At 39.1% G+C, this 25,042-nt stretch carries 27 protein-coding genes; 21 read left to right on the top strand and 6 right to left on the bottom strand.

The genetic code is table 11. The annotated features are described in order from the left end of the window. The first annotated feature begins 451 nt into the window (after window positions 1-451). From IJS99_04140 to IJS99_04040, 21 genes are all read left to right on the top strand, one after another. Entirely contained in the window at window positions 452-1,333 is an 882-nt protein-coding gene (locus tag IJS99_04140) for an Rpn family recombination-promoting nuclease/putative transposase (protein MBQ7561015.1), read from the top strand. After that, window positions 1,334-1,564: a hypothetical protein gene (locus IJS99_04135; protein ID MBQ7561014.1), complete on the top strand. Its 231-nt coding sequence runs from the start codon at window positions 1,334-1,336 to the stop codon at window positions 1,562-1,564. Between the two features lie 390 nt (window positions 1,565-1,954). Next, complete coding sequence (locus IJS99_04130; protein ID MBQ7561013.1) at window positions 1,955-5,098, top strand: hypothetical protein; 3,144 nt, start codon at window positions 1,955-1,957, stop codon at window positions 5,096-5,098. A gap of 103 nt (window positions 5,099-5,201) precedes the next feature. Next, window positions 5,202-5,798 (top strand): Fic family protein, encoded by a 597-nt coding sequence (locus IJS99_04125; protein MBQ7561012.1) that lies wholly within the window; start codon window positions 5,202-5,204, stop codon window positions 5,796-5,798. Between the two features lie 14 nt (window positions 5,799-5,812). Further along, complete coding sequence (gene hisH / locus IJS99_04120) at window positions 5,813-6,421, top strand: imidazole glycerol phosphate synthase subunit HisH (protein MBQ7561011.1); 609 nt, start codon at window positions 5,813-5,815, stop codon at window positions 6,419-6,421. 79 nt (window positions 6,422-6,500) lie between these two features. Further along, window positions 6,501-7,226 (top strand): 1-(5-phosphoribosyl)-5-[(5-phosphoribosylamino)methylideneamino]imidazole-4-carboxamide isomerase, encoded by a 726-nt coding sequence (gene hisA, locus IJS99_04115; GenBank protein MBQ7561010.1) that lies wholly within the window; start codon window positions 6,501-6,503, stop codon window positions 7,224-7,226. After that, a complete protein-coding gene (gene hisF, locus IJS99_04110) occupies window positions 7,216-7,974 on the top strand; it encodes an imidazole glycerol phosphate synthase subunit HisF (protein MBQ7561009.1) in 759 nt (252 codons plus the stop codon). Before hisA ends, hisF begins: the two co-directional genes overlap by 11 nt. Before the next feature lie 162 nt (window positions 7,975-8,136). After that, the gene (locus IJS99_04105; GenBank protein ID MBQ7561008.1) at window positions 8,137-8,790 is read left to right on the top strand and encodes a bifunctional phosphoribosyl-AMP cyclohydrolase/phosphoribosyl-ATP diphosphatase HisIE; all 654 of its coding nucleotides are present in this window, start codon (window positions 8,137-8,139) and stop codon (window positions 8,788-8,790) included. After that, complete coding sequence (locus tag IJS99_04100; protein ID MBQ7561007.1) at window positions 8,787-9,563, top strand: histidinol-phosphatase; 777 nt, start codon at window positions 8,787-8,789, stop codon at window positions 9,561-9,563. Before IJS99_04105 ends, IJS99_04100 begins: the two co-directional genes overlap by 4 nt. After that, window positions 9,560-10,279, top strand: a complete 720-nt coding sequence (gene cobM, locus IJS99_04095; GenBank protein ID MBQ7561006.1) for a precorrin-4 C(11)-methyltransferase — start codon at window positions 9,560-9,562, stop codon at window positions 10,277-10,279. The genes IJS99_04100 and cobM overlap by 4 nt, the downstream gene beginning before the upstream one ends. Then, window positions 10,245-11,321 (top strand): cobalt-precorrin 5A hydrolase, encoded by a 1,077-nt coding sequence (locus IJS99_04090; GenBank protein ID MBQ7561005.1) that lies wholly within the window; start codon window positions 10,245-10,247, stop codon window positions 11,319-11,321. Before cobM ends, IJS99_04090 begins: the two co-directional genes overlap by 35 nt. Window positions 11,322-11,363: 42 nt before the next feature. Then, entirely contained in the window at window positions 11,364-11,576 is a 213-nt protein-coding gene (locus IJS99_04085; protein ID MBQ7561004.1) for a hypothetical protein, read from the top strand. Continuing rightward, complete coding sequence (locus IJS99_04080) at window positions 11,558-12,007, top strand: putative toxin-antitoxin system toxin component, PIN family (protein MBQ7561003.1); 450 nt, start codon at window positions 11,558-11,560, stop codon at window positions 12,005-12,007. Before IJS99_04085 ends, IJS99_04080 begins: the two co-directional genes overlap by 19 nt. Before the next feature lie 33 nt (window positions 12,008-12,040). Beyond that, complete coding sequence (locus IJS99_04075; GenBank protein ID MBQ7561002.1) at window positions 12,041-12,388, top strand: hypothetical protein; 348 nt, start codon at window positions 12,041-12,043, stop codon at window positions 12,386-12,388. Next, on the top strand, window positions 12,366-12,677 hold the full coding sequence (locus IJS99_04070) for a hypothetical protein (protein MBQ7561001.1): 312 nt from the start codon (window positions 12,366-12,368) through the stop codon (window positions 12,675-12,677). The genes IJS99_04075 and IJS99_04070 overlap by 23 nt, the downstream gene beginning before the upstream one ends. Window position 12,678: 1 nt before the next feature. After that, on the top strand, window positions 12,679-13,296 hold the full coding sequence (locus IJS99_04065; GenBank protein ID MBQ7561000.1) for a precorrin-8X methylmutase: 618 nt from the start codon (window positions 12,679-12,681) through the stop codon (window positions 13,294-13,296). After that, the gene (gene cbiD / locus IJS99_04060; protein ID MBQ7560999.1) at window positions 13,260-14,312 is read left to right on the top strand and encodes a cobalamin biosynthesis protein CbiD; all 1,053 of its coding nucleotides are present in this window, start codon (window positions 13,260-13,262) and stop codon (window positions 14,310-14,312) included. Before IJS99_04065 ends, cbiD begins: the two co-directional genes overlap by 37 nt. After that, the gene (cbiE, locus tag IJS99_04055; protein MBQ7560998.1) at window positions 14,313-15,482 is read left to right on the top strand and encodes a precorrin-6y C5,15-methyltransferase (decarboxylating) subunit CbiE; all 1,170 of its coding nucleotides are present in this window, start codon (window positions 14,313-14,315) and stop codon (window positions 15,480-15,482) included. A 301-nt stretch (window positions 15,483-15,783) separates the two neighbouring features. Continuing rightward, entirely contained in the window at window positions 15,784-16,590 is an 807-nt protein-coding gene (locus tag IJS99_04050; GenBank protein ID MBQ7560997.1) for a transporter substrate-binding domain-containing protein, read from the top strand. A 116-nt stretch (window positions 16,591-16,706) separates the two neighbouring features. Then, window positions 16,707-18,950, top strand: coding sequence for a copper-translocating P-type ATPase (locus IJS99_04045; GenBank protein ID MBQ7560996.1), 2,244 nt, complete (start codon window positions 16,707-16,709; stop codon window positions 18,948-18,950). Next, window positions 18,947-19,384, top strand: coding sequence for a hypothetical protein (locus IJS99_04040; GenBank protein MBQ7560995.1), 438 nt, complete (start codon window positions 18,947-18,949; stop codon window positions 19,382-19,384). Before IJS99_04045 ends, IJS99_04040 begins: the two co-directional genes overlap by 4 nt. 64 nt (window positions 19,385-19,448) lie before the next feature. Here the strand turns inward: IJS99_04040 and IJS99_04035 are convergent, their stop codons facing one another. The 6 genes from IJS99_04035 to IJS99_04010 all read right to left on the bottom strand — a co-directional run. Beyond that, complete coding sequence (locus IJS99_04035) at window positions 19,449-20,591, bottom strand: serpin family protein (GenBank protein ID MBQ7560994.1); 1,143 nt, start codon at window positions 20,589-20,591, stop codon at window positions 19,449-19,451. Window positions 20,592-20,648: 57 nt separating this feature from the next. Then, window positions 20,649-22,139, bottom strand: a complete 1,491-nt coding sequence (locus IJS99_04030; protein MBQ7560993.1) for a tagaturonate reductase — start codon at window positions 22,137-22,139, stop codon at window positions 20,649-20,651. Window positions 22,140-22,272: 133 nt separating this feature from the next. Then, window positions 22,273-22,551: a DUF4160 domain-containing protein gene (locus IJS99_04025; GenBank protein MBQ7560992.1), complete on the bottom strand. Its 279-nt coding sequence runs from the start codon at window positions 22,549-22,551 to the stop codon at window positions 22,273-22,275. Beyond that, entirely contained in the window at window positions 22,535-22,807 is a 273-nt protein-coding gene (locus IJS99_04020) for a hypothetical protein (protein MBQ7560991.1), read from the bottom strand. The genes IJS99_04025 and IJS99_04020 overlap by 17 nt, the downstream gene beginning before the upstream one ends. Window positions 22,808-22,902: 95 nt before the next feature. Then, window positions 22,903-24,540 (bottom strand): sodium:alanine symporter family protein, encoded by a 1,638-nt coding sequence (locus tag IJS99_04015; GenBank protein ID MBQ7560990.1) that lies wholly within the window; start codon window positions 24,538-24,540, stop codon window positions 22,903-22,905. Window positions 24,541-24,610: 70 nt separating this feature from the next. Then, window positions 24,611-25,042, bottom strand: a 432-nt coding sequence (locus IJS99_04010; protein ID MBQ7560989.1) for a hypothetical protein, incomplete at its 5' end; no start/stop codon positions are given.

Below are 25,042 nucleotides of genomic sequence, written 5' to 3'. Positions count from 1 at the left end.
TTATCCCCCGAATAACGAGAAAAAGTGATATATTTATTCGTAAACTTACAAGCAAAAATTTTTATCAAGAGGGCAATTTTTACTAATACATGTACTAATACAAAAAGTTAATCTAATCTCAACTAATACAACATTTTACAAAGGAAAAAATTTTCGTATCGTGTTAAAAATTTTCACGCAAAAATTTCTCTCGCAATATAATCATTACAAAAAATTTTACTCAAGAAAGACGCGCATTTATTCCCGGAAAAAAATTTATATTCACGCAAAAATATCTAAAAATTTTCTCAGTTGACGCGTAATGAACTCACAAAAAATTTTACTCAAGCAAGACGCTCATTTACACCCGGAAAAAAATTTATATTCACGCAAAAATATTTAAAAATTTTCTCATTGACGCTATTATTTATACACAAAAATTTTTATGGCAAATATTTAAGGATGTGAGACAATGTACACGCCAAAATTTATTGTTGACGCGAAAGTTATACAAAAATTTTTCGAGGATAAAACTTTAATGGACGATATTTTTATGGACTTTTGCCTGAATAATAATATCCCCTGCGTTCAAGCTATGATCGAGTGCCTTATTCCCGACAAAAATTTAACTGTCAAAGAAGTTCACACGCAGCAAAAATTTCAGACACTTGGACGCTCTATTATTATCGATGTTCTTGCTATTGACTCAGAAGGCCGCCTATACAATATTGAAATCCAACGCGACAAACGAGGCGCAACTATGAAACGAGTCAGACTTCACGGAGCTATTATCGATGTCAACTCTATAGAAAAAGGTATGAAGTTCGACCAGCTCCCCGAATGTTATATAATATTTATCACTGAACATGATACTTTCGGATTTGGTGATGTCCTGTACTCGATTCATAAGACTATTGACGGCAAAAATATACGCGTTGATGACGGACAGCACATTTTATTTCTTAACTGTTCAGCTAAGGACGACGGCAGCAAAGCATGGAAATTAGCTCACGATATGAAGTGCGTTGATCCTGAAGAAATTTTTATCCCGGAAATTGCCCAGACAGTGAAGGACAATAAGGACCCCGAAGTCATACAAGAAGAGAAAGGAGAACAAGCAATGGACAATTTTAGCAAGTACTTAAGAGAAAGATTCAAGGAAGATTTTGACTATGCGGAAGAACGCGGCTTTAAACGTGGCGAAGAACGTGGTGAAGAACGCGGCGAAGAACGAACAACCGTAAAGTTTATCAAAAATTTTCGCGACAAAGCTAAAATGACACTAGAGCAAATAGCTGCAATCATGGAGATCCCCCTCGATGAGGCAAAATCTCTTTACGAGTCAGCTAAGTAAATGAAAGCAGCTCACAATATGGACAATTTTAGCAAGTACTTAAGAGAAAGATTCAAGGATGATTTTGACTATGCAGAAAAACGCGGATTTGAACGTGGCAAAGAACGTATACTCGCAAAGTTTATCAAAAATTTTCACGACAAAGCAAATATGCCCTTCGAGCAAATCGCTGCAATCATGGAGATCCCCCTCGATGAGGCAAAATCTCTCTATGAATCCGCAACTAAATAAAAAATGTGAAAATTAACTATTGATTTTTCCGTCATTCTACGTGTATAATTCTCACTGTTACAGCGTACCATTTACAAGGTTATTCACAAAGCTTCAAAATCTTCTGCTGTTTACTCTGCATTCTTGGTACACTGCATAGAATAACCGTTTTTATGAGAATGCAAATTTATTCTGGAGGTGTTCTATTATTAAGGCTGTATATTTATTGAACTATCTTAAGCGGAGCAGTCTGCACTTAAGGGAAGGAAACAGGCTGCATAGGGAAGGATAACAGGTAGAGAACTAGATTTTGTCCGTGAGATCAAGCGGACGGTTTTGATGATTTTGTTTGTGTGAAAATTTTTTGCGTGTCATGCAAACTGTTTGATTTACTTTAAGGAGGAATTAATTTTGAGTAAATATTTGCGTACTCTTTTAGTTGCGCTCTTAGTTGTCTCGCTCGCAGTTACAGGCGCAATGGCAACTGAAGAATTTCCGAAAGCAGCAAGAGAACTTATATGGGTCGCCGGTGCTTCAACCGTAACAGCTAACCCCGATACAGGCGAGTTAGTAATCCGTGATAAAAGCGGGAAAATTGTTACATATAGGGGTGGAGATGTGTTTGACGGGGACGAATACAGCGGCGTTATAATAATTGACCCCTACAACAACAATTCAACACTCGGCAAAATTCTTAATAATGTCTTCTTTGTTGATACGGCCACCGAAGCAGCAGACACTTACGAGATGAGACGTCTGGGTGCTTATGCCTTCAAATTCCGCGGGAGTGATCTTCCTCAAGCATTTATCAGCTACAACGAGGACAGCCACAGATATTGGATCCCCCAGAAGCTTTATGATGTTGAGTGGAAAGTCGTTACTGATGATGAAGACTTTAATATTTCATTTGATGTCGATCCTGAAGGCGACTCCGACTCATTCCAAATCGTTATCAGCGGCATTTATCCTAATCCCGTATCAAAGGACTACAAGATTACATTAGTCGGTACTCCCTATCTTACAAGCGTGGGCGAGAAATATTACACTTTCGATTATCTCAAAGATGCAATGGCTAACTTCCCGCTTGAATGGAGCATGACTGTTCATGTATTCAATGACGGCAGAGTAGTTCTTACTCCTGAATCGTCTGATATTTCCGGAACTAATGTATTTACAAGAATTGTAAGTCCGGCATCTGGCGTGAAAATTCATGAAGTTTCTATGAATGATGCTAACTACAAAGTTACTATCAAGAATGACCAGTTTCAAGACTTCCATGTCGCAGGCGGTACAGTTCGTCATACTTACAGAGTTTCTCTATATCCCGGCGATTACGTTTTAAATTACGCTTATATAATTAGTGTAGCCGGTGTAGCTGAGGAAAATGTCGATGATGATGATCTTGCTGATTACCTTATGTATACGTTAGTAGCTGGCAAGACGTATTATACTCCGGCTTCAAGTCTTCCTAGAGACAAAACTGATGAAGAATATACCCCTGTTGCAGGAACGTATTTAATACCTCTCTACACAACATCAGATTGTGACGGCGACATTGCAGCTTTCGTGCCTATGACTGTAGCATATAACGAAGATGATGAAGAATGGACATACACAATCGGCGAATTGGAGTCAGGAATAGACTACGTTTTTGATGCGGATGAATGTACGTTAGAATTCCCCGCAGAGACTTATGTCTATGGCGGTATGTTAGATTTTGACCCGTCAAAGATCGCTTCTGACCCTGACAACGATGGCGCATATGTGTATTCAGATGACAATCAAGCATCATTTGATGTACAGCTATATACTGACGTAGCAGACGATTTCAGCGGCTCAAATATCAGAGGTTTTGCAATTAGTTATACACCTAATGAGGATGATGTAGCTACAAATGAGTATCCTGTATATGCAACAGCTCCGTTTATCTATGACGGCGTTTACTTCCCAGAGGGTTTAGTGTTAGTTGCAAATTACGGTGCTGAAGTTTATGCCGCTAACACATTTGATAGCGGCGACGAGGAGTCTCCTACTACTATCACAAAAGGTAAATCACTTGCCAAGACAAGGGCAGCAGCCAGCTTTGTCATGGAAGATTACTATGATGTGATTAAGTTCGTCAATGCTTTGAATAACAACAATAATAAATATAACACTCCAGAAGAGCTTACAGCGTTTCTTGCTGCGGCTCCGCTTAGTGATACGAAATTAGCGGCACTTCTTGAAGCACTTGACGCTAGCGTTACAGATCACCTTGATGATGGTTCAGAGGCGGCACTTGCACTCTATGTTGACAATTACGTGCTTTCATATGATAAGGAAGTAGCCGAGAAATACGTCAGAGGCGTTAAAGCGGGCAAAGTAATGAGAGTTACTGTACCTTTAGTAACAGTTATCAATGACGCATTTGATGATATTATCAGGACTCCTCTTGGAAGAACGTTAGCATCCGGTTATATCCTTCAGTGGGATGTAATTTTCAGCGGCGATGTTGAGGAAGAAGACGAACCCGTGACTCCTGTAACACCTGTAATCGCAATTTCCGGCGACACAACAGTTACAAATGGAGTAGTCGGCACTGGATATAATTTCGTACTCAGCTATGACACAGATTTATTCGGTTATACATTAGATCCTGAAGACGCAGAGTATGTAGAGGAAGGCATTGATGAGGACGGCAACGAGATAATTACAATCACGCCTACAGGGACAGGTAATTTCTCAGTGAAAGTTACTCCTTATGATCTCGCGAGCAAAGACAATAAGGGAAGTGCTGTAACTCTTACAGTAACAGTGCCGTTACCGGGACAATTAGCAGCAACGTTTAATCCTGCGACAGTAACCGTGAAGGCCGGCGAGACAGCAACATCAACGCTTGAAATTGTCAACGCAACGACTGGCAGCCCGGCAGTAGCAGGAGTTTCACCTTCAGCTGACTGGGTAACTTATGAGCCTAGATTTATAAATGGCGGAGCATTCTATGAGTTCAAATTTGCACCTGCCGCGACAATGACAGCAGGGACTCATCAATTCACAGTTACAGTAAGCGATGATGACAAGACGACTCAAGCAGTTGTTACAGTCAACGTAACAGCAGCAGGCGGAGATGATCCTACACCCGGAACTACACCGGCAGCTCCGACAGCGACGGATCTCTCAACGTTCCAAGCGAATTTGACTGATAGCACGACAACTTCAGCGTCAGTAGTAGTAGCTGCTCCTTCAGGCGTAACAGTCTCATCATGGAAAGTCTACGACAACGGCACAGAAGTAACTGATACAAGCAAAGTCGTTATCACTAACAATTTGCCGAACCAGTCAGCAAGAATCACTGTATATCCTGATGCATTTGACGCAGGCGAGCATACACTCACAGCGAGATATGTAACGACTGACTCAACAACTTCAAATGCATTAACACTCGGCAGCTTCACAGTTGAAGATGTCCCCGTTGTTCCAGTAGTAGGAAAGAGCGGCGGCGGCGGTTGTGATGCAGGATTTGGCGCATTAGCATTAGCAGCAGTATCGTTATTCCTTCTTAAGAAACGTTCATAGTGTTTAGTTTACTAGGACACTATAAAGAATAAAGCAGAAGATTATAACCCAGCCCCCGGAGTGATGAGCTTCGGGGGATTTCTTTCAGAGAGGTGTATATTTAATGAAATTTCCGGTAAATGAGAAAGATTTACAACATAACTATAAAACAATAATGTCAGAAGTAGATAAATTATCTTTTGAGAGAAGGGCTCAAATATGGGCAGACTGGCCTAAAATTTTAAAGAATGCCGGTTCTTGGGAATGTTTGAAAAATTTACATATAAGATTGTTCGGCGGATTATTTGATTTTGCTGGAAAAATTCGTAAAACTAATATTTCTAAGGGCGGGGTCAAATTTGCAAATGCAATGTATATAGAAAATATATTGCCTAGTGTTATATCAATGCCGCAGAAAACTTTTGATGAAATAGTTTCAAAATATGTCGAGATGAATATTTTACACCCATTTAGAGAAGGTAACGGACGCACAATGCGTTTATGGCTTGATGCTATGTTAGAGCGTGAACTTAATACACGAATCAATTGGCCTATAATAGGTCGTGATGTGTATCTTGAAGCAATGGAACGCAGCCCGGTTAATACGCTTGAACTTGTTACGCTCTTGAAAAAATCATGTTTATCGTCTGATTTGCTTAAAGATGAGTCGATTTTTATCGCTGCTTTATCGGCTTCGTATGAATATGAATATGGTGACTAATTAAGGAGTAATTTATGATTGCTATTATAGATTACGGAGTCGGTAATTTATTTTCGCTGGCTAGTTCGTTCAAAGCTATAAATCATGATGTAATAGTTACGTCGAGCCCTGAAGATTTGCACGAGTCTGAACGCATTATATTGCCCGGTGTTGGAGCATTCGGGGACGCAGCAAAAAAATTATATGAGTCCGGCATGGCTGAACCGTTAATAAATGAGGCTCATTCAGGGAAGCCAGTTTTAGGAATTTGCTTAGGAATGCAGTTATTAGTCTCGAAAAGTTATGAGTTCGGCGAGCATGACGGCTTGAATTTAATTCCCGGCGAAATTCGTTACATAGGCGAGAGAATCCCCGCGGGCTTGAAGATTCCTCAAATAGGCTGGAACTCTTTACACATTACACAAGAGGGCGGAGTCTTTGCTAATACTCATGAGGGCGAATATGTTTATTTTGTGCATTCTTACTCGGCAATTTGCGGCGGAAAATTTATCACAGCAACGACAAATTACGGGGCTGAATTAACGGCGGCGATTAGATTCGGCAATATTTACGGAGTCCAGTTTCACCCGGAAAAAAGCGGGCAGGCCGGACTCGATATTTTGCGGGCATTCTGTGAGGTGTGAGTCAGGAAATCCGGGCGGGGTTTTCTCGCATACATGAAAGCAAAAAATTTTATGAATACTAGAGAGTGAAGTGTGAGAAGTGTTAATATTTCCTGCGATAGATTTATATAAAGGTGAGGCAGTGAGGCTTTTACGCGGCGATTATGAGAATATGACAGTTTATGACTCACAGCCTGTGAATACTGCTAAAAAATTTAAAGACTCGGGCGCGGAATGGATTCACATTGTCGACTTGGAAGGCGCGAAAACGGGCGAACCTGTAAATCTCGATACAATTTTGCGGATTCATTCGGAGTCAGTGCTTAAATGCGAGGTCGGCGGAGGAGTCCGTGATTTGCGGGTCATTGAGAAATATATAGATTCCGGCATTGATAGAATAATTCTAGGTACTGCGGCAATAACTGACAAGAATTTATTAACTAGCGCGATAAAAAATTTTAGTCCCGAAAAAATTGCGGTCGGTGTTGATATTCGGGGCGGGCTCGTTGCTGTTAAAGGCTGGCGGGAAGATTCCGGAGTGAATGCGTTTGATTTCTGCTCAGAACTTGAGTCAATCGGCGTAAATTTCATAATCTGCACGGATATATCAAGAGACGGCGCAATGAAGGGCACTAACAGGCAATTATATAAAGACTTAAGCGCAAAATTTAATATGAATATAACAGCCTCAGGAGGAGTCAGCACTCTTGATGATATAAAATCACTGGCAAGAATGAATCTCTACGGCGCAATAATCGGCAAAGCATATTACACCGGAGCAATAAATTTATCTCAAGCAATCGAGGCGGCAAAAATTGATAACTAAGCGAATAATACCATGTTTAGACGTTAAAGACGGGCGAGTCGTGAAGGGCGTAAACTTTCAGGGCTTGAACGATGTAAATTCACCTGTTGAGCTTGCAAAATTTTATTCGGACAACGGGGCGGACGAACTTGTATTTTATGACATTACAGCGAGTTCGGACGGGCGCAAGATTTTCACGGACATTTTACGCGAGACAGCAAAGAACGTTTTTATCCCGTTGACAGTGGGCGGCGGAATCTCAAGCGTTAAAGATTTTGAGCGTGTACTCTCTTGCGGTGCTGATAAAGTGAGCGTCAATACAGGTGCAATAAGAAATCCCGGCTTGATTCCTGAGGCGGCAAATTTATACGGCTCTCAATGTGTAGTAATTTCTGCTGATGTCAAACGCGTGAACGGACAATTTAATATTTTTGCGCGGGGCGGTCGTGATGATACGGGGATCGAGGCCATAAACTGGATAAAAAGTTGCGTAGATAATGGAGCTGGTGAAGTCGTATTAAATTCGATTGATACCGACGGAGTAAAACGCGGTTTTGATTTAGATATGCTTGCTGCAGTGTGTGAAGTCGTGAATGTTCCTGTTATTGCTTCAGGAGGCGCGGGAAGTATTGCGGATTTCATAAAATTATTTAAGACTCTTCCTAAAGTTGATGCGGGGCTGGCTGCTTCAATATTTCATTTCGGAGAAGTTGCGATTAAAGATTTAAAAATTGAGATGGCAGCAAATAATATACCAGTAAGATTATAAATTCGTTGCGGCGGGGTAAAATTATCGTGGGCGGGCGGGTGGGCAGGACTCATTAAATGCGGTAGGACTCACTCCATACAAAACTGGGCAAAAAATATCGCTTATACACTATAATATTCACGTTGAAATATAAATAAAATATTGCGAGGTTGTAAATAAAAAATGTTAGATATAGACTCACTAAAATTTGACTCGAATGGATTAATACCGGCGATCTTGATAGACGATGACTCCGGCGATGTCTTAATGCTTGCTTATATGAATCGTGAGAGTCTGCAAATTTCACTCGATAAAAAACTTGCTTGTTTCTGGAGCCGTTCACGTCAAGAATTATGGCTCAAAGGTGAGACGAGCGGAAATTACCAGCATATACGAGAAATTAAAGCCGATTGTGATAGAGATACTTTGCTTGTATATGTTAAGCCTGATGGGCCGGCTTGTCATTTAGGCAATAAATCCTGCTTTGTTGATAATTTATTGCCCCGTGAAAGAGAATCACACGAAAAATTTACGATCTGCGGACTCATGGAATTAATAAAGGCTCGTAAATCCCAGAAAGTTGAAGGCTCTTACACTTCATATTTATTTGAGAAGGGACTCGATAAGATTCTCAAGAAAATCGGCGAAGAGAGTTCAGAAGTTATTATTGCTGCAAAGAATGACAAGCGCGAGGCAATTTATGAAATTTCGGACTTGATTTATCACATGTTAGTATTAATGGCAGAAATGGATATAGAGATTCCCGACATAATCAAAGAATTAGCTTCACGCCACGTAATAGACAAGAAAGTCAAACAGGAGACTATGAAGGCATGATTAAAAGCGATTTTCACGTTCATACATGTTTTTGCGACGGTAAAGACAAGCCGGAAGATATAATTTTGCGCGCTTTATCACTGGGAATGAATAAGATCGGATTTTCCGGGCATTCTTACACTCCGTTTGATAGGGAGCCTTGTATGAGTCCTGACTCAACAGAGAAATATAAACTTGAAATTAACAGGCTCAAGCGTGAATATAAATCTAAAATCGAGATTCTTTGCGGTATCGAGCAGGATTATTACTCGGATATGCCCGTGAATGATTATGATTTTGTTATAGGCTCGGTGCATTATATAAATTGTAATGGAGTTTTCCATCATGTTGACAGTTCACCGGAAAAATTATCGCGTTTAATTAATGAACTCGGCGGCGATGTTTATTTATTAGCAGAAAAATATTTTAGCTTAGTCTCTGATGTCGTGAATAGGACTCAAGCGAACATAATCGGACATTTTGATTTAATCACGAAATTTAACGAGAATAATAAAATTTTTGACTCGAATAATCCCCGTTATATAAAAGCTGCCTTCAGTGCAGTGGACTCGCTTATAAAAACTGGGCGGCCGTTTGAGATTAACACAGGGGCTATTTCACGAGGTTATAGGACTTCCCCTTATCCTGATATAAAAATTTTAGAATATATTGCAAAAAACGGCGGCAAAGTGATTTTTTCGAGCGACTCACACAGCAAAGAGACTTTATTATATAAATTTGATGAGTGCGAAAAACTTGCAAAATCTCTTAATTTGGAGATCGTAACTCTATGATTTATTTTATCGGAGCAGGTCCGGGGGCTGTTGATTTAATCACAATCAGGGGAGCTGAAATTTTAAGACGTTCGGGCATGATAATTTTTGCGGGGTCTCTTGTCAATCATGATTTAGTGCGAAAATATGCGAGTCCAAATTGCGAAATTTATGACAGCTCAAGCATGACACTTGAAGATATTCTAGAAAAATTAATTTCCGGCCATAAAAGGGGCTTAATTGTGTCTCGTTTGCATTCGGGCGACCCGTCATTATTCGGAGCTATTCAGGAGCAAATAAATTTTTTACGCAGAAATAATATAAATTTTGAGATTGTCCCGGGAGTCAGTTCACTTTGTGCGGCGGCTGCTACTCTCAAGATTGAATACACTATTCCGGAAATCAGCCAGACCCTTATAATTTCACGTAAAGAAGGCCGAACTCCCGTTCCCGATAATAAATCGCTCGTGTTTTTCTTGTCAACGGGAATGCTTGAGAGTTTATGCGCTGATTTAATTTCTCAAGGTTATGACGAGTCAACCCCTGCGGCACTTGTTTATAAAGCGTCTTGGCCTGAAGAGAGTATAATAAAAGCCGATTTAGCAAATCTTCCCAAATTCGTAAAATATTCAGGCATAAATAAAAGCGCGTTGATCTTAGTCGGTGATTTCTTGAGAGAGTATCGCACTGTATCACGATTGTATGACAAAAATTTTTCTCATGGATTCAGGAAATAATATTATAATCATAGCTTTCACGAATAAGGCCGTAAAATTAGCGTTGACTCTAGCAAATAAATTTAATTTCCGCGTGTTCGTCCCTGAAAGATTTATAGAGCTTGATTCGCGATTAAGTTTAATTGACGAGTCATTAAGCGAATGGACCGGCAAATATTTTAATAATTCACGAGCATTAATATTTATATCGGCCGCCGGAATAGCAGTCAGGGCAATTTCTAAGCATGTAACAAGCAAATTACACGATCCCGCCGTTATAGTAATTGACGAGTCAGGAAAATTTATAATTCCCATTTTGTCAGGCCATATAGGGGGCGCGAATGAACTAGCACGGAAAATCGCAGCATTCTTGAATTCAATTCCTGTAATAACTACTGCGACGGATATAAATAATATTATTGCTATTGACGAGTGGGCAGTAAATAATAATTGCGTAATCGAGAATCCGGACTCAATAAAGAAAATTTCAGGTGCTTTGCTTGAGAATAAATCTATAGGCGCGGCAATTAGTGATTTATCGCAAAAAATTCCCTTTTCTGTTAATTCACAGCCTGATAAAAGCTCGTTACAAGATAATTCTATGGGCATTATGATCAGCAATTTATCGCAAATTACGCCGTTTTCTGTTACACTTTTTTTGCGGCCTAAAAATTTAATACTCGGTGCTGGCTGTAATAGTGGCGTTGATCCTTCAGAATTTGAGTCAGCTGTGAAAATTTTTCTTGAAGATTCCGGAGTCTCTATTTTGAGTCTTAAAGCTATAGCATCAATTGACATAAAAGCAAATGAGCCGGCTTTTATAAAATTTGCTGAAAATCATAATATACCCTTTTTGACGTATAAAGCTCATGACTTGCAAGCATTGCCGGGAATATTTACCAGTTCGCAAAGAGTCTTGCAAGTTACAGGGACTGACAATATTTGCGAGAGATCTTGTATAATGGCGGCAGGCTCGGAAGGTGTATTATTACGCAATAAATTTGTGTATAAGAATTGCATAACTTTGGCACTTGCACGAGATAAGCGAGAAAATTATAATTAACTCATATCATAACACGAAGCATGAAAGGAGCATAAAATATAAATGCCAGGAATTATTAATAAAGAAATAGACCTAGTAAAAGATATTTATTTTCCTGCAAAGACTCAAATAACACGTGAAGAAGCTATGAAGGCATTTCAAGAGCTGCGGAAACAAGCAAAGAATGTCCCTGAAATGTCCATTGATGAGATTAACGCGGAAATTAAAGCAGTAAGAATAGAAAGACGCGCTAAAAAATGTCGTATTATGCAGTAATAGATACAAACGTTATTATTTCTGCCTTGCTGAGTAAGAAAGCTGATTCTGCAACAGTTAAAATCATTAATTCAATATTTACAGGTGATATTATACCAGTGTTACACAGTGAGATAATTGACGAATACAAAGAAGTCTTACACCGTGCAAAATTTAATTTAGAGCCTCATACTATTTTTAAAGTATTATCAGCGATACAGAATTTTGGCATTGAAGTATATCCGATTCATACAGACGAAATATTTATTGATATTGACGATAGAATTTTTTACGAGGCAGCCCTTGCAATAAATGCTTATTTAATCACTGACAACAAAAAACATTATCCTGCAAGCAAATTTATTTTATCTCCGGCGGAGATGCTTAATATTATTAATCATGATTTGACATTGAACACATCGAACAATGGAGAAATTCAAAACCTGCTATAATTGCATAAATTCAATAAAGGAGTATATATAAATTTGCAGCCAGACCCTAATAAAATTTATCCCGTTAAAAATTTTAATCAAGAAATTTATATCAAGCCGACTATAACAAATAAAAATATAATTGTCGGTGAGTTCTCATATATTGCTGATTCAGATTTTGAGAGACATGTTACACACTTTTATGACTCTATAGGCGATAAATTAATAATCGGCAAATTTTGTCAAATTGCTTCAGGTGTTGAATTTATCATGAATGGCGCGAATCATCAAATGAATTCAATAACTACATACCCGTTTTATACGCTTGAGAATTGGCACATGTCCCAGCCCGAATTAAATAATTTGCCCATAAAGGGAGATACTATATATAATAGGCAATGACGTATGGATCGGACAAAACGCCGTAATCCTTCCCGGAGTAAATATAAGTGATGGCGCAATTATCGGTGCAAATTCCGTTGTTGGCTGCAATGTCAAGCCATATAGAATAATAATAGGCAATCCCGCCCGTGAAATTCGCAAACGTTTTGACGACGAATTAATTAATTTGCTGCTAAAATTTAAATGGTGGGATAAGTCCATTCAAGAAATTGACTCTCTGATTCCTGTTTTAACATGTCCGGATTTGGAACGAGTCAAGAATTATATAAAAAATTGCGGGGTGAAATAATTTGCTGCTTAATCCCTATGAAATCGAACAAGAAAGTATGCGTATTATTGAGATTTTAATATCCGGTAAGTATTCAGGACTTGACGAGAATTTGCCGGTTATAAAGCGTGTTATTCATGCTACGGCAGATTTTGATTTTCTTGAGACTTTATATTTTTCTGAAAACGTGATAAATAAAGCTCATGACGCAATTAAATCCGGCACAAATATAATAACTGATACGATAATGCTTAAGTCCGGAATTAGCAAAACTTTCACGCAAAAATTTAATAATAATATAATCTGTCATGTAAATGAGCCTGAAATTTATGATTTATCGCAAAAATTAAATTTGACTCGGGCAATAATTAATATAGAACGTGCAGTTAAAGAATTCCCGACTGCAATTTACGTAATAGGCAATTCTCCGACAGCCCTAATAAAATTATGCGAGCTAATCAAATCAGGCCAAGCAAATCCCGCCCTTGTAATCGGAGTCCCCGTCGGCTTTGTGAACGTAATCGAGGCTAAAGAATTATTAATGAGTTTGTCAGGCATTCCCAAAATAATAGCTCAGGGACGCAAGGGAGGCAGCACTGTAGCTTGTGCAATAGTCAACGCCCTGTTATATTCGGCATAACAACTGGAACATGTGCAGCAGGGGCAGCAAAGGCCGCAGCTATTTATGAATTAACCGGAAAAATCCCGGACTATGTGATAATCAAGAATCTTGACGGGCTAGAATTCAAGCTGAAAACTTTTAGATATAATCATAACTTTTTCGGAGTTCAGAAATTTTCAGGCGATGACAAGTGCGATATAACAGACGGAATAAAAATTTTAGCTCATCTTGAGATTTTGAGAGATAACAATCAGGAAATTTTTTTTATTGCAGGTGAGGGAGTCGGAGTCGTAACTCTTCCCGGCCTGAAAATCCCCCCCGGCGAGCCAGCCATTAACCCAGTCCCGCGAAAAATGATAGAGCTTGCTATACGTGAAATTATCCCGTTAAATTCTGTTAAAATAATTATATCGATTCCGAACGGTGAAGAGATTGCGCAAAAAACTTTTAATCCCAGACTCGGAATTAAAGGCGGCTTATCAATTTTAGGCACATCGGGACTCGTTAAGCCCATGAACGAGCGCGCATTATTAGACTCTTTGACTCTTGAGCTTAATATGATTCGTGCGCTGGGATTCGAGAAAATTTATATCACATTTGCAAATTCGGGCGAGAAGGCAACACGCAAAATTTTTGATATTCACGGCAAAAATATAATTCAATCAGGAAATTATATCGGTCATGTCTTAGACGAGTCAGCAAGATTAAATTTTACACATGCTATTATATGCGGACATCCCGGGAAATTGCTTAAAGTTGCCGCAGGTTCATTTAACACTCATAATAAAATCTCGGACGGGAGACTCGAATCTCTATGCACTCATTTAGCTTTAATGGGAGCCAGTCAAGAAATAATCTCGCGAGTCTATCACAGCAACACGACTAATGAGGCCATAAATATAATTAGTGAGACGGGTTATAATAGAGTCTGGCAGAATTTAGCAGAAATTATAAAGCAAAAATGTGAGTCGCGGGTAAATAATAAATTTAAAGTCGACGCTTATTTTATAGACAATGACGGGAGATTGTTATAAGTGCTTACTATAGCCGGAGCAGGTACAGGAGAAATTATTAATTCAGTCAGAGACGCAATAAACGAGTCAGATATTATAATAGCTCATGAAAGATTTAAATATTTAGTCCCAGTTAATAAAAAATTTATAGCTCTGAAAGATTTTGACTCAGCTTTTAATATAATAGAATCTGAACAGGGCAATAAATTAATTCTTGTTTCAGGAGATCCGGGACTGTATAGTTTATTATCGCTCGTGAAAAAGAAATTTGCGGATTTTAGAGTGATTCCCGGTATAAGTTCGCTTCAATCAATATGTGCCCATGCCCGCGAATCATGGCAGGACTCGAAAATTTTATCAGGACACGGCCGGGACTTGAAATTATATAAATTCCTGAATATTATAGAACGCAATAGAATAAATATTTTATTTTGTGATGATATAATTTCTCCCGAATGGGCTTGCAAGAATCTAGCTGATTTTGATTATATTGATATATTCATAGGCGAGAGATTAGGCACTCTTGACGAAAAAATTTTTTCAGGAATTCCCAGCGAGTTTATTAATAATAAATTCTCCCAGCCCGCAATAGTGTTAATTCGCAATAATAATATTTATGAATATATCCGGCCAAGTGATAAAAATTTTTTGAGAGAGCCCGGCGTTCACATCACAAATGAGAATATACGCGCTGTAATTCTTGATAAGTTAGCACTAAATCAGGACTCTATTTTATGGGACATCGGTGCAGGTTCGGGAAGTATAAGCGTTTCAGCAGCTCAAGAATTTATTTTCAGCGAAATTCACTCAATAGAATGCAAACCCGACGCAATAAAATTAATTTCAAGCAATGCTAAAAAATTTCACGTTCATAATATAAACATTCACGAGGGGCGGGCAATAAACATAATAAAATCTTTACCGAATCCCAGTCATATTTTTATAGGCGGCAATGACGGCGAATTAACGGGAATTCTTGAATATATTTCTAGCATGAATCATAAATTTAGACTCGTTATTGAGTGCGTGACTCTTGAGACTTTATGCAGAGCGTTTGATTTCATGAAAAAATTTACCAATTTCGAGGTCTTGCAAGTTATGATTAACACTTCAAAACAGGTCGCAGATTCTTTGACTCTCATGAAAGCACATAGCCCTGTAAATATTTTGAGTGCTGATATAAATTATTAAATCCTTTGCGGCGTGGAATCTCGTTCTTGGGCGGGCGGGTGGGAGGAAGCAGGGCGGCGCGGGGGACTCACTAAATGATTTTGTGCGCTGATTTGTTGTTACACGCAAAAATTAGCAAAAAAGTTATATGCTCATAATATATAAATCTCTGCAAAAATTATCGCGCTCTTGAGTGAATAAAAATTTATAAAAGTTTACTGTAAAAATAAATTCATGAAAAAATTTTACTTTTCGCAAATTTCGTGTATAATATCTCGCGTTGAATTAAACAAATTTTTTTATTGATGGAGGTATTTATACAATGAAAAAGTTATTAGCAGTCATTATGATTCTTGCGTTAAGTGCTGGTGTGTGCTTTGCTGAAGGTTTAAATATTTCTAAGCCCGACCAGTTTGTAAATTACAAAATAGGCACCCAGAGAGGCACAATAGCAGAGGGAATCGCTAAAAAAATGTTAGGTGATAAATCATCTAAGCAGCTTGTTACATACGAGAAAGCAACGGACGTAATTCAGGCTTTGAAAGTCGGTAAAATAGACTGCGCGATAATGGACGAGGCTCCGGCGTTACAATTCAAGAAAAATGACCCTGAAACACTCACAATTTTGCCGGACGCTTTGACGGTTGAGCAGTACGCAATAGGATTTAAGCAGGGCAATAAAGAATTAGTCGAGCAGGTAAATAAAGCACTCGCACAAATTAAAGCAAACGGCCAGCTTGAAAAAATTATGCTCAAGTACAAAGAAGATCCCATGTCTACAAAGCCTGAAGATATTGATTTACACGTCGGAGCTAAAGGCGGAAAATTAATCGTCGGCACTGAGTCGGGCTTCCCTCCATATGATATTAAAGTCGGCGACGGTTATACTGGAATCGATATAGAAATGTGCGCACTTATCGCGGGAATTCTTGACAAGGAACTTGTTATAATTGCCTACCCGTTTGACTCATTATTCGCAGCAGTAAACAGCGGAAAAGTAGACATGATTTGCGCAGGAATTACCGTAAATGAAGAAAGAAAGATGTTTACTGATTTCTCGGATCCTTATGAAGATGCTAAACAGGTCGGAGTCGTCTTGACGAAAGATTACGCCGTGCCTGCAAAATAATTAATTTATATCATAATCAACCCTTTTTCACTTCTCCGGTTTTCACGAGCCGGAGATTTTTTTATATCACTTGCACGAGCATATATAATAAAAGCAAAAAAGGTGTGAATAATTACATGTCCAAACACTATAATATAACTGGAATGTCTTGCGCGGCATGTTCAGCGAGAGTCGAAAGGGTAGTAAAGAAATTACCCGGCATTACTTCGTGTTCAGTGAGTTTATTAACAAATTCCATGATTGTCGAGGGCAGTGCAAAACCTTCTGAAATTATTGCAGCAATCGAGAAAGCCGGTTACGGTGCCAGCTTAAACGCTCCGGAAATCAGCACGCAAAATAATAATAACAGTGAAGACTCGTTAATTGACAGAGAGACTCCGATTTTGAAGCGAAGATTAATTTTTTCGTTAATATTTCTTGCTGTGTTAATATATTTCTCAATGGGACAAATGATAAAGCTGCCATTACCGGAATTTTTTGCAGGAAATAATATCGCAATCGGACTCGCTCAATTAATACTGGCCGGGATAATCATGATAATTAATCAGAAATTTTTTATTTCGGGATTCAGCTCGTTAATACATTTTGCGCCTAACATGGATACTCTTGTAGCTATGGGATCATTTGCGTCGTTCACATGGAGTATATTTGTCTTGTTTGCAATGACTCGCGGCTCAATCTATAAAATCAGCGATTTCTATTTTGAATCAGCGGGAATGATTCTAACTCTTATAACAGTCGGCAAAATGTTAGAGTCAAAATCTAAGGGCCGAACTACAGACGCGCTAAAATCTTTAATGAAACTCGCTCCCAAAACTGCAACTATTTTGCGCAATAATCAGGAAATTACAGTCCCTATTGAACAAGTTCAGCGAGGTATGATATTTCTTGTCAGACCGGGCGAAAATATCCCAGTCGATGGCGTTATAATCGAGGGAATAAGCGCAATTAACGAGTCAGCTTTAACCGGCGAAAGTATACCAGTTGATAAGGCACCGGGCGACACTGTTTCAGCAGCAACTATAAATCAATCAGGTTTTATTAAATGCGAGGCTACACGGGTCGGCCAAGATACTACACTTTCACAAATTATAAAAATGGTAAGTGACGCTTCAGCAACTAAGGCACCAGTCGCGAAAATTGCCGATAAAGTTTGCGGAGTATTCGTTCCTGCTGTAATAATAATTGCGATTATAACTGTTATAGGCTGGCTTATGACGGGCAAAAATTTCGGTGATGCTTTATCTTATGGAATTGCCGTATTAGTAATTAGCTGCCCTTGTGCGCTCGGACTTGCTACTCCAGTTGCAATAATGGTAGGAAATGGAATCGGCGCGAAAAATGGCATATTATTCAAGACTGCTGAGTCACTCGAACAGACCGGCAAAATGAAAATTGCTGTATTTGACAAGACCGGGACAATTACAAGCGGCGAACCTAAAGTAACTGATATAATACCGATTGAGAACGAGAAATATTTATTAATGATTGCATATTCACTTGAAAATAAGAGCGAGCATCCATTAGCAAAGGCCGTTACAGAATTTGCACGCTCAAAAAATATAGTTCCCTATGAAGTCGAAAAATTTCAAGCATTACCGGGCAACGGAGTCAGCGCAGTTTTACCGGGTGGATCTCAATTAACGGGCGGCAGTGTTAGATTTATTACAGCAAAATTTGATATTCAAGAAAAATATATTAACAAAGCCGGAGAACTCGCAGAAAACGGCAAGACTCCTTTAATGTTTATGCAGGATAATAAATTGCTGGGAATTATTGCCGTAGCTGACACAATAAAACCTGACAGTAACGAGGCTATACAAGATCTGCAATCTATGGGAATCAGAGTCGTAATGTTGACAGGCGACAACGAGAAGACGGCGCAGGCTATAGGACTTCAGGCGGGAGTCAATGAAGTAATTGCGGGAGTAATGCCAGACGGGAAGGAAAGCGTAATAAGAGAGCTTCAGGGATCTGGCAATGTAGCAATGACAGGGGACGGAATCAATGACGCACCGGCCTTGACTCGAGCAGATATAGGAATAGCAATCGGAGCCGGCACAGATATAGCAATAGACGCTGCCGACGTTGTATTAATGAAAAGCAGCCTTCTTGACGTTCCTGCTGCTGTAAAATTGAGTCGTGCTACGTTGAGAAATATACATCAAAATTTATTCTGGGCATTTATTTATAACGTGATAGGGATTCCCTTAGCTGCTGGACTCTGGGGCTTGAAATTAGATCCCATGTTCGGAGCTGCTGCAATGAGTTTATCAAGTTTCTGCGTAGTTACTAATGCATTAAGATTAAATTTGATTGATATTCACAAGAAAAATAATATAACAGGAGCGGCAAAATGAGACGATTTATAACGAGTTTATTAATAATTGCGTGTATGAGTTCTAGCGCACTGGCAGATATTCACGAGTTTAAATATTTTTCGTTAAATATTCCCGATGACTGGGCGGTCTCAGAAAAAATATTAGAAAATGGAACGTCTATAATTGCTATAGTCCCTGAAGAAGGCAATAATACACCGGGCGCGCTCGCTATGACTTCAGGAAATACGGGGGGACTCACAGTTAAAGAAATCGCCGAGAAATACGCGAAAGATTTGGGAGGCAGTCAACCTGAAACGGACGGAGAAGGCAATTACTTTTTTTCGTTCAATGACGGAAACAGCCACGCTATGACTATAGGGGACGAAAATTTTTATATATTTACGGCTGTCAGTGCGATAAATGAAAGCAATGATATATTACTTGATATTCTGAACTCGCTCGAATTGAAATAATAAACCGCAAAAAAAATCTCTCTTGAATATGAATAAATTTGCGTACTCAAGAGAGATATTATTATTAATTCTTAAATGTCTGTCTACCCATAAATAAAATTACGCCCGTCTCATTATCAATTATGAAATATAAAAATGGCTTATCGGCGTGAAATATTTTAGGGTCATCGGGTTGAAATGCTGTAGCTCGTACCATTGTTATAGCAGTTGCTGCGGCGGCTTCTGTTTTCTTCTCGTCGACTTCTATAAAAGTTTTATGGATTATAGAGTCAATTTTGAGTCGCTCGTCTTTAGTTATTCCGGAAAAGTCAGCATTATTTGAGAAAGCAATTTTTATGCCGAGCCTCATAAATAAGTCATTGAGGTTGAAATTATTTTCCGTCTTGAACTTTGGCAGCCATAGATCAACGCGAAAATTTTCCATGTTCTTAATCATATTAGCTAGAATTGCATGATTTAAGCTCTCAAGTCCCGTTTTATTATCTTCAGGCAAAATTACAAGCATTGAGATATTCCCGTTCTTATATGGGAGCCTGATAATTTTCATGTTGTTAATCTCACCGTATTGAAATTTAGCAAGTTTTTGCATCATTGGAACATTAAAGTGTCTCATGCCGGGAACGTGAAAAGGTTTCATGCTCGTTAATTTGCTGTCAAAAGGATCAAGCCACTTAGCATTAAAATATACTGCATTTGTTAAGATCATGAGAGTATCAGGTGAAAGCCTTTGCAGTAAATTTCTGATTCGGCCGTTAGTTTGACTGCTGACCCAGCTATTAATAAATTTGCGTGATGAGTCAAGACTCTTTGCAAAATCAAGCTGATACACTGAACCCGAATAATATTCAGATAATGAATTTATATATTCCTGATTGAGATTTAAATTTTCCTGAATCCAGATTCTATTAGCTGATTTAAAAATTTCTGAGTCAATATTTTCTGCTATGAGTCTAAAATTTTTGTGAAATTCCGGCGAAAAGTTTAGCGCATTCTCGATCTCACTTGCTGTGCTGCCATTTGCCCCCGCGTATAACATTCCGAACGCGTTTATTATGCTGTAAGGCGAGAAGAAAAAATTATTATTTGACTCGACTATAATTTTAGCGGCATTGAAGGCGAAACTATTTATAACAGAAATTGAATCCGCAGCAAATGCCATTGACTGAAATAATAACACGAGAATTAATGCAAATTTTAAGATTTTCATAATAACAATAACACCTCCTGCGGATAATTATATAATTACACGTGAAAAATTTATGAATTATAACACGCTTTTAAATGCTGCCTCTGCTCCATCGGTGCGGATTTTCTTGAGATCGTTAATAACTGCCTGCTCAAGTCCCGCAATTTTCGTTAAGTCCTGACCCCACATTGACTCATTGCTTAACACGGCATTTACTAATTTCTCGGGTGAGTCGTCCTTATGTGCAAAGAAAAATTCAAGTGCCCACCTGTCATCACTGACTGTGTAAGAATTCTTCTCGCGCTTGCAAACGAGCCCCTTATCGTTGAGTTCCTGAATATTATTCGAGTAAAACGCGATATAAGCAGCAAGACTCATAGTTAAGCACGGGGGTAATGCTTTCTTTTCCTCAATGTACTCTAACATGCTGGGCAGATTACGGGCGCGCCACTTTGATGTAGAGTTAAGGGTAATGCTCATTAATTCATGATTCACGAACGGATTATTAAATCTGTCTGCAACGGCCTCGGCGAAATCGTTTAAATCTTTCTTGTCAAGCGGCAATGTCGGGATAATCTCATCATAGAGCATTTTATTCATGAATGATTTAATAGTCTCGTTATGCATACAATCACGGACAATGTCAAAGCCGGCGAGATAAGCTCCGGGAACGAATCCAGTATGAGCACCGTTAAGAATTCTTACTTTGCGTTTTTTATACGGCGTAACATCGGGTACGACATGAACGGGGACTCCGGCTTTCTTGAATGGTAATTTACTTTCAAGTTCTGCGGGGCCTTCGATAACCCAGACTCCGAAAACTTCTCCGACATCAAGTAAATTATCTTCATAGCCGTTAGCTTTGTTGAGTGCTTCGAGTTCTTTAGGGTCGCGGATTCTGCCGGGGACTATTCTGTCAACGAGTGTCGAGCAGAAAATATTTTTATTGTTTACCCAGTCTTTAAAGGCTGACTCTAACTTCCATGAATCAATATATTTATTGACGCATGATAATAACTCCTTGCCGTTGTTGTCGATTAATTCACAGCTGAGAATAACAAGACCATTTAAACCGGCCTTATAACGCTCGAATAAAACACGGGTCAATTTCGCGGGGAAGCTAGACGGCGGTACATCATCGAATTTGCATGAGTCATCGTAAACTATTCCGGCCTCTGTTGTGTTGCTGACTACGATTTCAAGATCCGGACTCTTTGCGAGTTCTAAAACTTTATCCCAGCCTTCAGGAGCATAGGGGTTAAGTGCCCGGCTGCATGACGAAATTACGCGCTTATAGTCAATCTTTTGTCCCTTCTCGCTGCCTCGTAAATAAAGAGTATAGAGCCCCTCTTGATTATTAATCATGTCAGAGAGTCCCGAAGCAATAGGCTGAACTAATACGGCCTTCCCGTTAAAATTAGCTTTCTCATTAGCAACGTCAAAGAAATAATCAACGAATGCACGCAAAAAATTCCCTTCTCCGAACTGCATAATCTTCTCCGGAGCGTCGCGCAAAATATAGCCCTTATAGCCTGACTTGGCCAGCACGTCATAATTTAAGAGTGCCATTAAAAAATTTCTCCCTTCATTAAATATTTATATTTATTAATTTATTATGTAATGATTCACGCGATAATATTAGCATAGATTTTATATGATTCATTAAGTAAGATTGCTTCTTGACTAATATATACGAAAAATACTAGCAAAAATATTTTATTTCGCCAAATCTTTCAAGCCATGCATTAATAATTTCATCGCGGTTAGCTTCCAAGATACGAATAATTTTGCGCAAAATTTTTTCAGAAATCATAGAATTATTATGACATATAAGAATTTTGCCTGTACTTGTTATCCATAATTTTGTCGCGTTTGCATAGGGCTGGCCTTCCGCAATATGGACGTGAATAGGTTCAAGCGGGTTATTTTCATTTGACCAGAAATATATTATATATGAGCCAATTCTAAGAACTTGCGGCACATAATACTCCCCCTGTTTGTGAGAATTCTATAATATTATGTGCATTTTTCCTGATTAATTGCTTAAAATATTTCATTTCTGAGTCCGAATATCCGTTCACATCTTCCCATTCATAACCGGGCAGCCAGCAAATTACACTGTGAAAACCGTCTTTCACGTCCGGAGTCTCGATATAAACTTTAACGCGTCCGTCTTCTTTCATTTCAGAGTGCGTTATTTCCGTGTCATCATTAAGAGTCATATACGGATAAATCATGCTTTAAATTCCCCCTTTTATTATGCTTATAATTATATATTGACTCACAAAAAAAGACCTCCCGACAAAATCAGGAGGCCAGAAATTTCTAAATATTATAGTGCGACTGCTACAATGCCGAGTACTACAGAAATAAAGCCTAATAGAGTCTGACGCTTATATGCCGAAAGAAGTCCGAGTAAAATCGCTATTGTTCCGAAAATATTTGCATGTCCAAAGAATGCAACCATGCTTGCAACTACTCCGATAACGCCTATTACTATATATTCAGCCTTTGCGATTAAGACTTTATGAGACGGAGTCAAATATTTATCATCCGGCACGCCAAATTTTTCCTCGTAATCGTCGACAATGCGCTTTAACGTTACTGAAAGAATTAGCAGGCCTATCAAGTTCGGCAATGCCATAAGCCCGTTTAACGTGTCGGAAATGTCCCAGATATTATTCAAGAATTGATTTCCTTCTGAGCCGATAAACTGCGCACCAGCTGAACCGATTAAGACCATAGCGATCCATAAAATTTTCATTATGGGCTTGCACCATACGCCGAATAAATAAGTTACTACCGTCTCTGCGTACCAGTACCAGCCTAAAATCGTAGTAAATGCAAATAATAACAAGCCGACCGATAAAATATATTTGCCGGGTGCTCCGAGTGCTGACTCAAATGCTTTTAACGTTAACTGCGCGCCCGTTAATTCCGGTGAACCTGTGAGAGTCCCCGTTGACATAATAACAAGTGCTGTCATCATACAAATTACAATCGTATCCATGAAGACTTCAAATATTCCGTAAAAGCCCTGTTGTACTGGGTGTTCAACACTTGCCGTAGCGTGTACCATAGGAGCAGATCCCATACCAGCTTCATTTGAGAAAACGCCTCTTGCTATACCTCTTTGTACAGCTTCTTTTACGCACCAGCCGGCCAAAGCTCCGGGTAAAGTCTCAGCAGGATTATTGAATGCTAAGTGAAGTGCATTAGAGATCGCGCCGGGGATTGCTTCAGCGTTAGTAACAAGCACAAAGACAGAACCGGCAATATAAAATATAGCCATAAAGGGAACTATTAAAGTAGTAACAGTTGAAAGACTCTTCAAGCCGCCGATTATTACAAGCGCAACAAGAATGGCCATAGCTATACCCGTATAAAGATGATCTACTCCCCAGCCCATTGAGATAGCTTCTGCCGCTGAATTTGCCTGAGTAGCCGCACCGATTCCAAATGAGGCCAAGAATGCGAAAATTGCAAACAAGATCGCTAATAATTTGCCTACAACTACGCCGAGTCCGCCGCCCATGACTTCACGAACGCCCTTGTCAAGTATATACATTGTGCCTCCGCGCCAGTCCCCGTGAGCATCCTTCTGTCTATAATGCACAGCAAGAGTAACTTCTGAAAATTTCGTACACATACCGAAAATTGCAGAAATCAACATCCAGACCATCGCGCCAGGGCCTCCTAAGTGTAAAGCCGTAGCAACTCCCGCGACATTACCTGTTCCGACCGTTGCCGCCATTGCCGTAGCCATAGCCGCAAATGATGAGATTGATTTATCCTCGCCGGATTTTTTCCTGAAACTGAAGACTTCAGATAGTGCCGCGAAAAAATAACGGAATTGAGGCAGACCAAGCAATAACGTCAAATAAACGCCTGTACCGACAAGCAATATTAAAACGGGTGCCCCCCAGACAAAACTGTTGACTATTCCGTTGTAATACATAATTTGATCCATTATGCCTTGCATGGAAAATTACACTCTCCTTCATAAAATTTATATATAAAAATAAAAAATTTTCGCTATATTATACCAAAACCGCGCCAATCACACAGCAAATTATAGAAATACTCATACCGAGATATAAAGGCTCAAACGGGAATTTAAATAATGCTCCCAGAATTGCAACTAAAGGCGATAATATAATCGAGACAAGTATAAATTTCCGCGAGATTCTTTTTTTCAGCCATAACGCACAAGTCAAAGGCATGAACACAACGCAGGCACGCAGGCTCATAGAGAGAAATCCGAGATCATTTATTGCACTTGCTGTAAAATTATTTGATATTACAGTCGCAAATATCAGAGTCGTTATTATTATGTTGTGATAAAGTAAAGTTGTAACAAGAACGGCTAAATAAAATATAATCCTAGAAGGTATAGAAGGAGATATTTTAGATGAGCAAACATTATGAAAAAATTTTTCGCCAAAAGGTAGCCCGTCTGCGACTTGAAGAGG

This window comes from Synergistaceae bacterium (assembly GCA_017444345.1).
In the GTDB taxonomy this organism is placed as follows: domain Bacteria; phylum Synergistota; class Synergistia; order Synergistales; family Aminobacteriaceae; genus JAFUXM01.
Note: the sequence above shows the minus strand (reverse complement) of the source record. Positions and strands in the feature narration are given on the sequence as shown.

Coding starts and splice junctions, on each gene's coding strand:
- IJS99_04140 (MBQ7561015.1), top strand. CDS start 452: ATGTACACGCCAAAATTTATTGTTGACGCGAAAGTTATACAAAAATTT.
- IJS99_04135 (MBQ7561014.1), top strand. CDS start 1,334: ATGAAAGCAGCTCACAATATGGACAATTTTAGCAAGTACTTAAGAGAA.
- IJS99_04125 (MBQ7561012.1), top strand. CDS start 5,202: ATGAAATTTCCGGTAAATGAGAAAGATTTACAACATAACTATAAAACA.
- hisH (MBQ7561011.1), top strand. CDS start 5,813: ATGATTGCTATTATAGATTACGGAGTCGGTAATTTATTTTCGCTGGCT.
- IJS99_04105 (MBQ7561008.1), top strand. CDS start 8,137: ATGTTAGATATAGACTCACTAAAATTTGACTCGAATGGATTAATACCG.
- IJS99_04100 (MBQ7561007.1), top strand. CDS start 8,787: ATGATTAAAAGCGATTTTCACGTTCATACATGTTTTTGCGACGGTAAA.
- cobM (MBQ7561006.1), top strand. CDS start 9,560: ATGATTTATTTTATCGGAGCAGGTCCGGGGGCTGTTGATTTAATCACA.
- IJS99_04090 (MBQ7561005.1), top strand. CDS start 10,245: ATGACAAAAATTTTTCTCATGGATTCAGGAAATAATATTATAATCATA.
- IJS99_04085 (MBQ7561004.1), top strand. CDS start 11,364: ATGCCAGGAATTATTAATAAAGAAATAGACCTAGTAAAAGATATTTAT.
- IJS99_04080 (MBQ7561003.1), top strand. CDS start 11,558: ATGTCGTATTATGCAGTAATAGATACAAACGTTATTATTTCTGCCTTG.
- IJS99_04050 (MBQ7560997.1), top strand. CDS start 15,784: ATGAAAAAGTTATTAGCAGTCATTATGATTCTTGCGTTAAGTGCTGGT.
- IJS99_04045 (MBQ7560996.1), top strand. CDS start 16,707: ATGTCCAAACACTATAATATAACTGGAATGTCTTGCGCGGCATGTTCA.
- IJS99_04040 (MBQ7560995.1), top strand. CDS start 18,947: ATGAGACGATTTATAACGAGTTTATTAATAATTGCGTGTATGAGTTCT.
- IJS99_04035 (MBQ7560994.1), bottom strand. CDS start 20,591: ATGAAAATCTTAAAATTTGCATTAATTCTCGTGTTATTATTTCAGTCA.
- IJS99_04030 (MBQ7560993.1), bottom strand. CDS start 22,139: ATGGCACTCTTAAATTATGACGTGCTGGCCAAGTCAGGCTATAAGGGC.
- IJS99_04020 (MBQ7560991.1), bottom strand. CDS start 22,807: ATGATTTATCCGTATATGACTCTTAATGATGACACGGAAATAACGCAC.
- IJS99_04015 (MBQ7560990.1), bottom strand. CDS start 24,540: ATGGATCAAATTATGTATTACAACGGAATAGTCAACAGTTTTGTCTGG.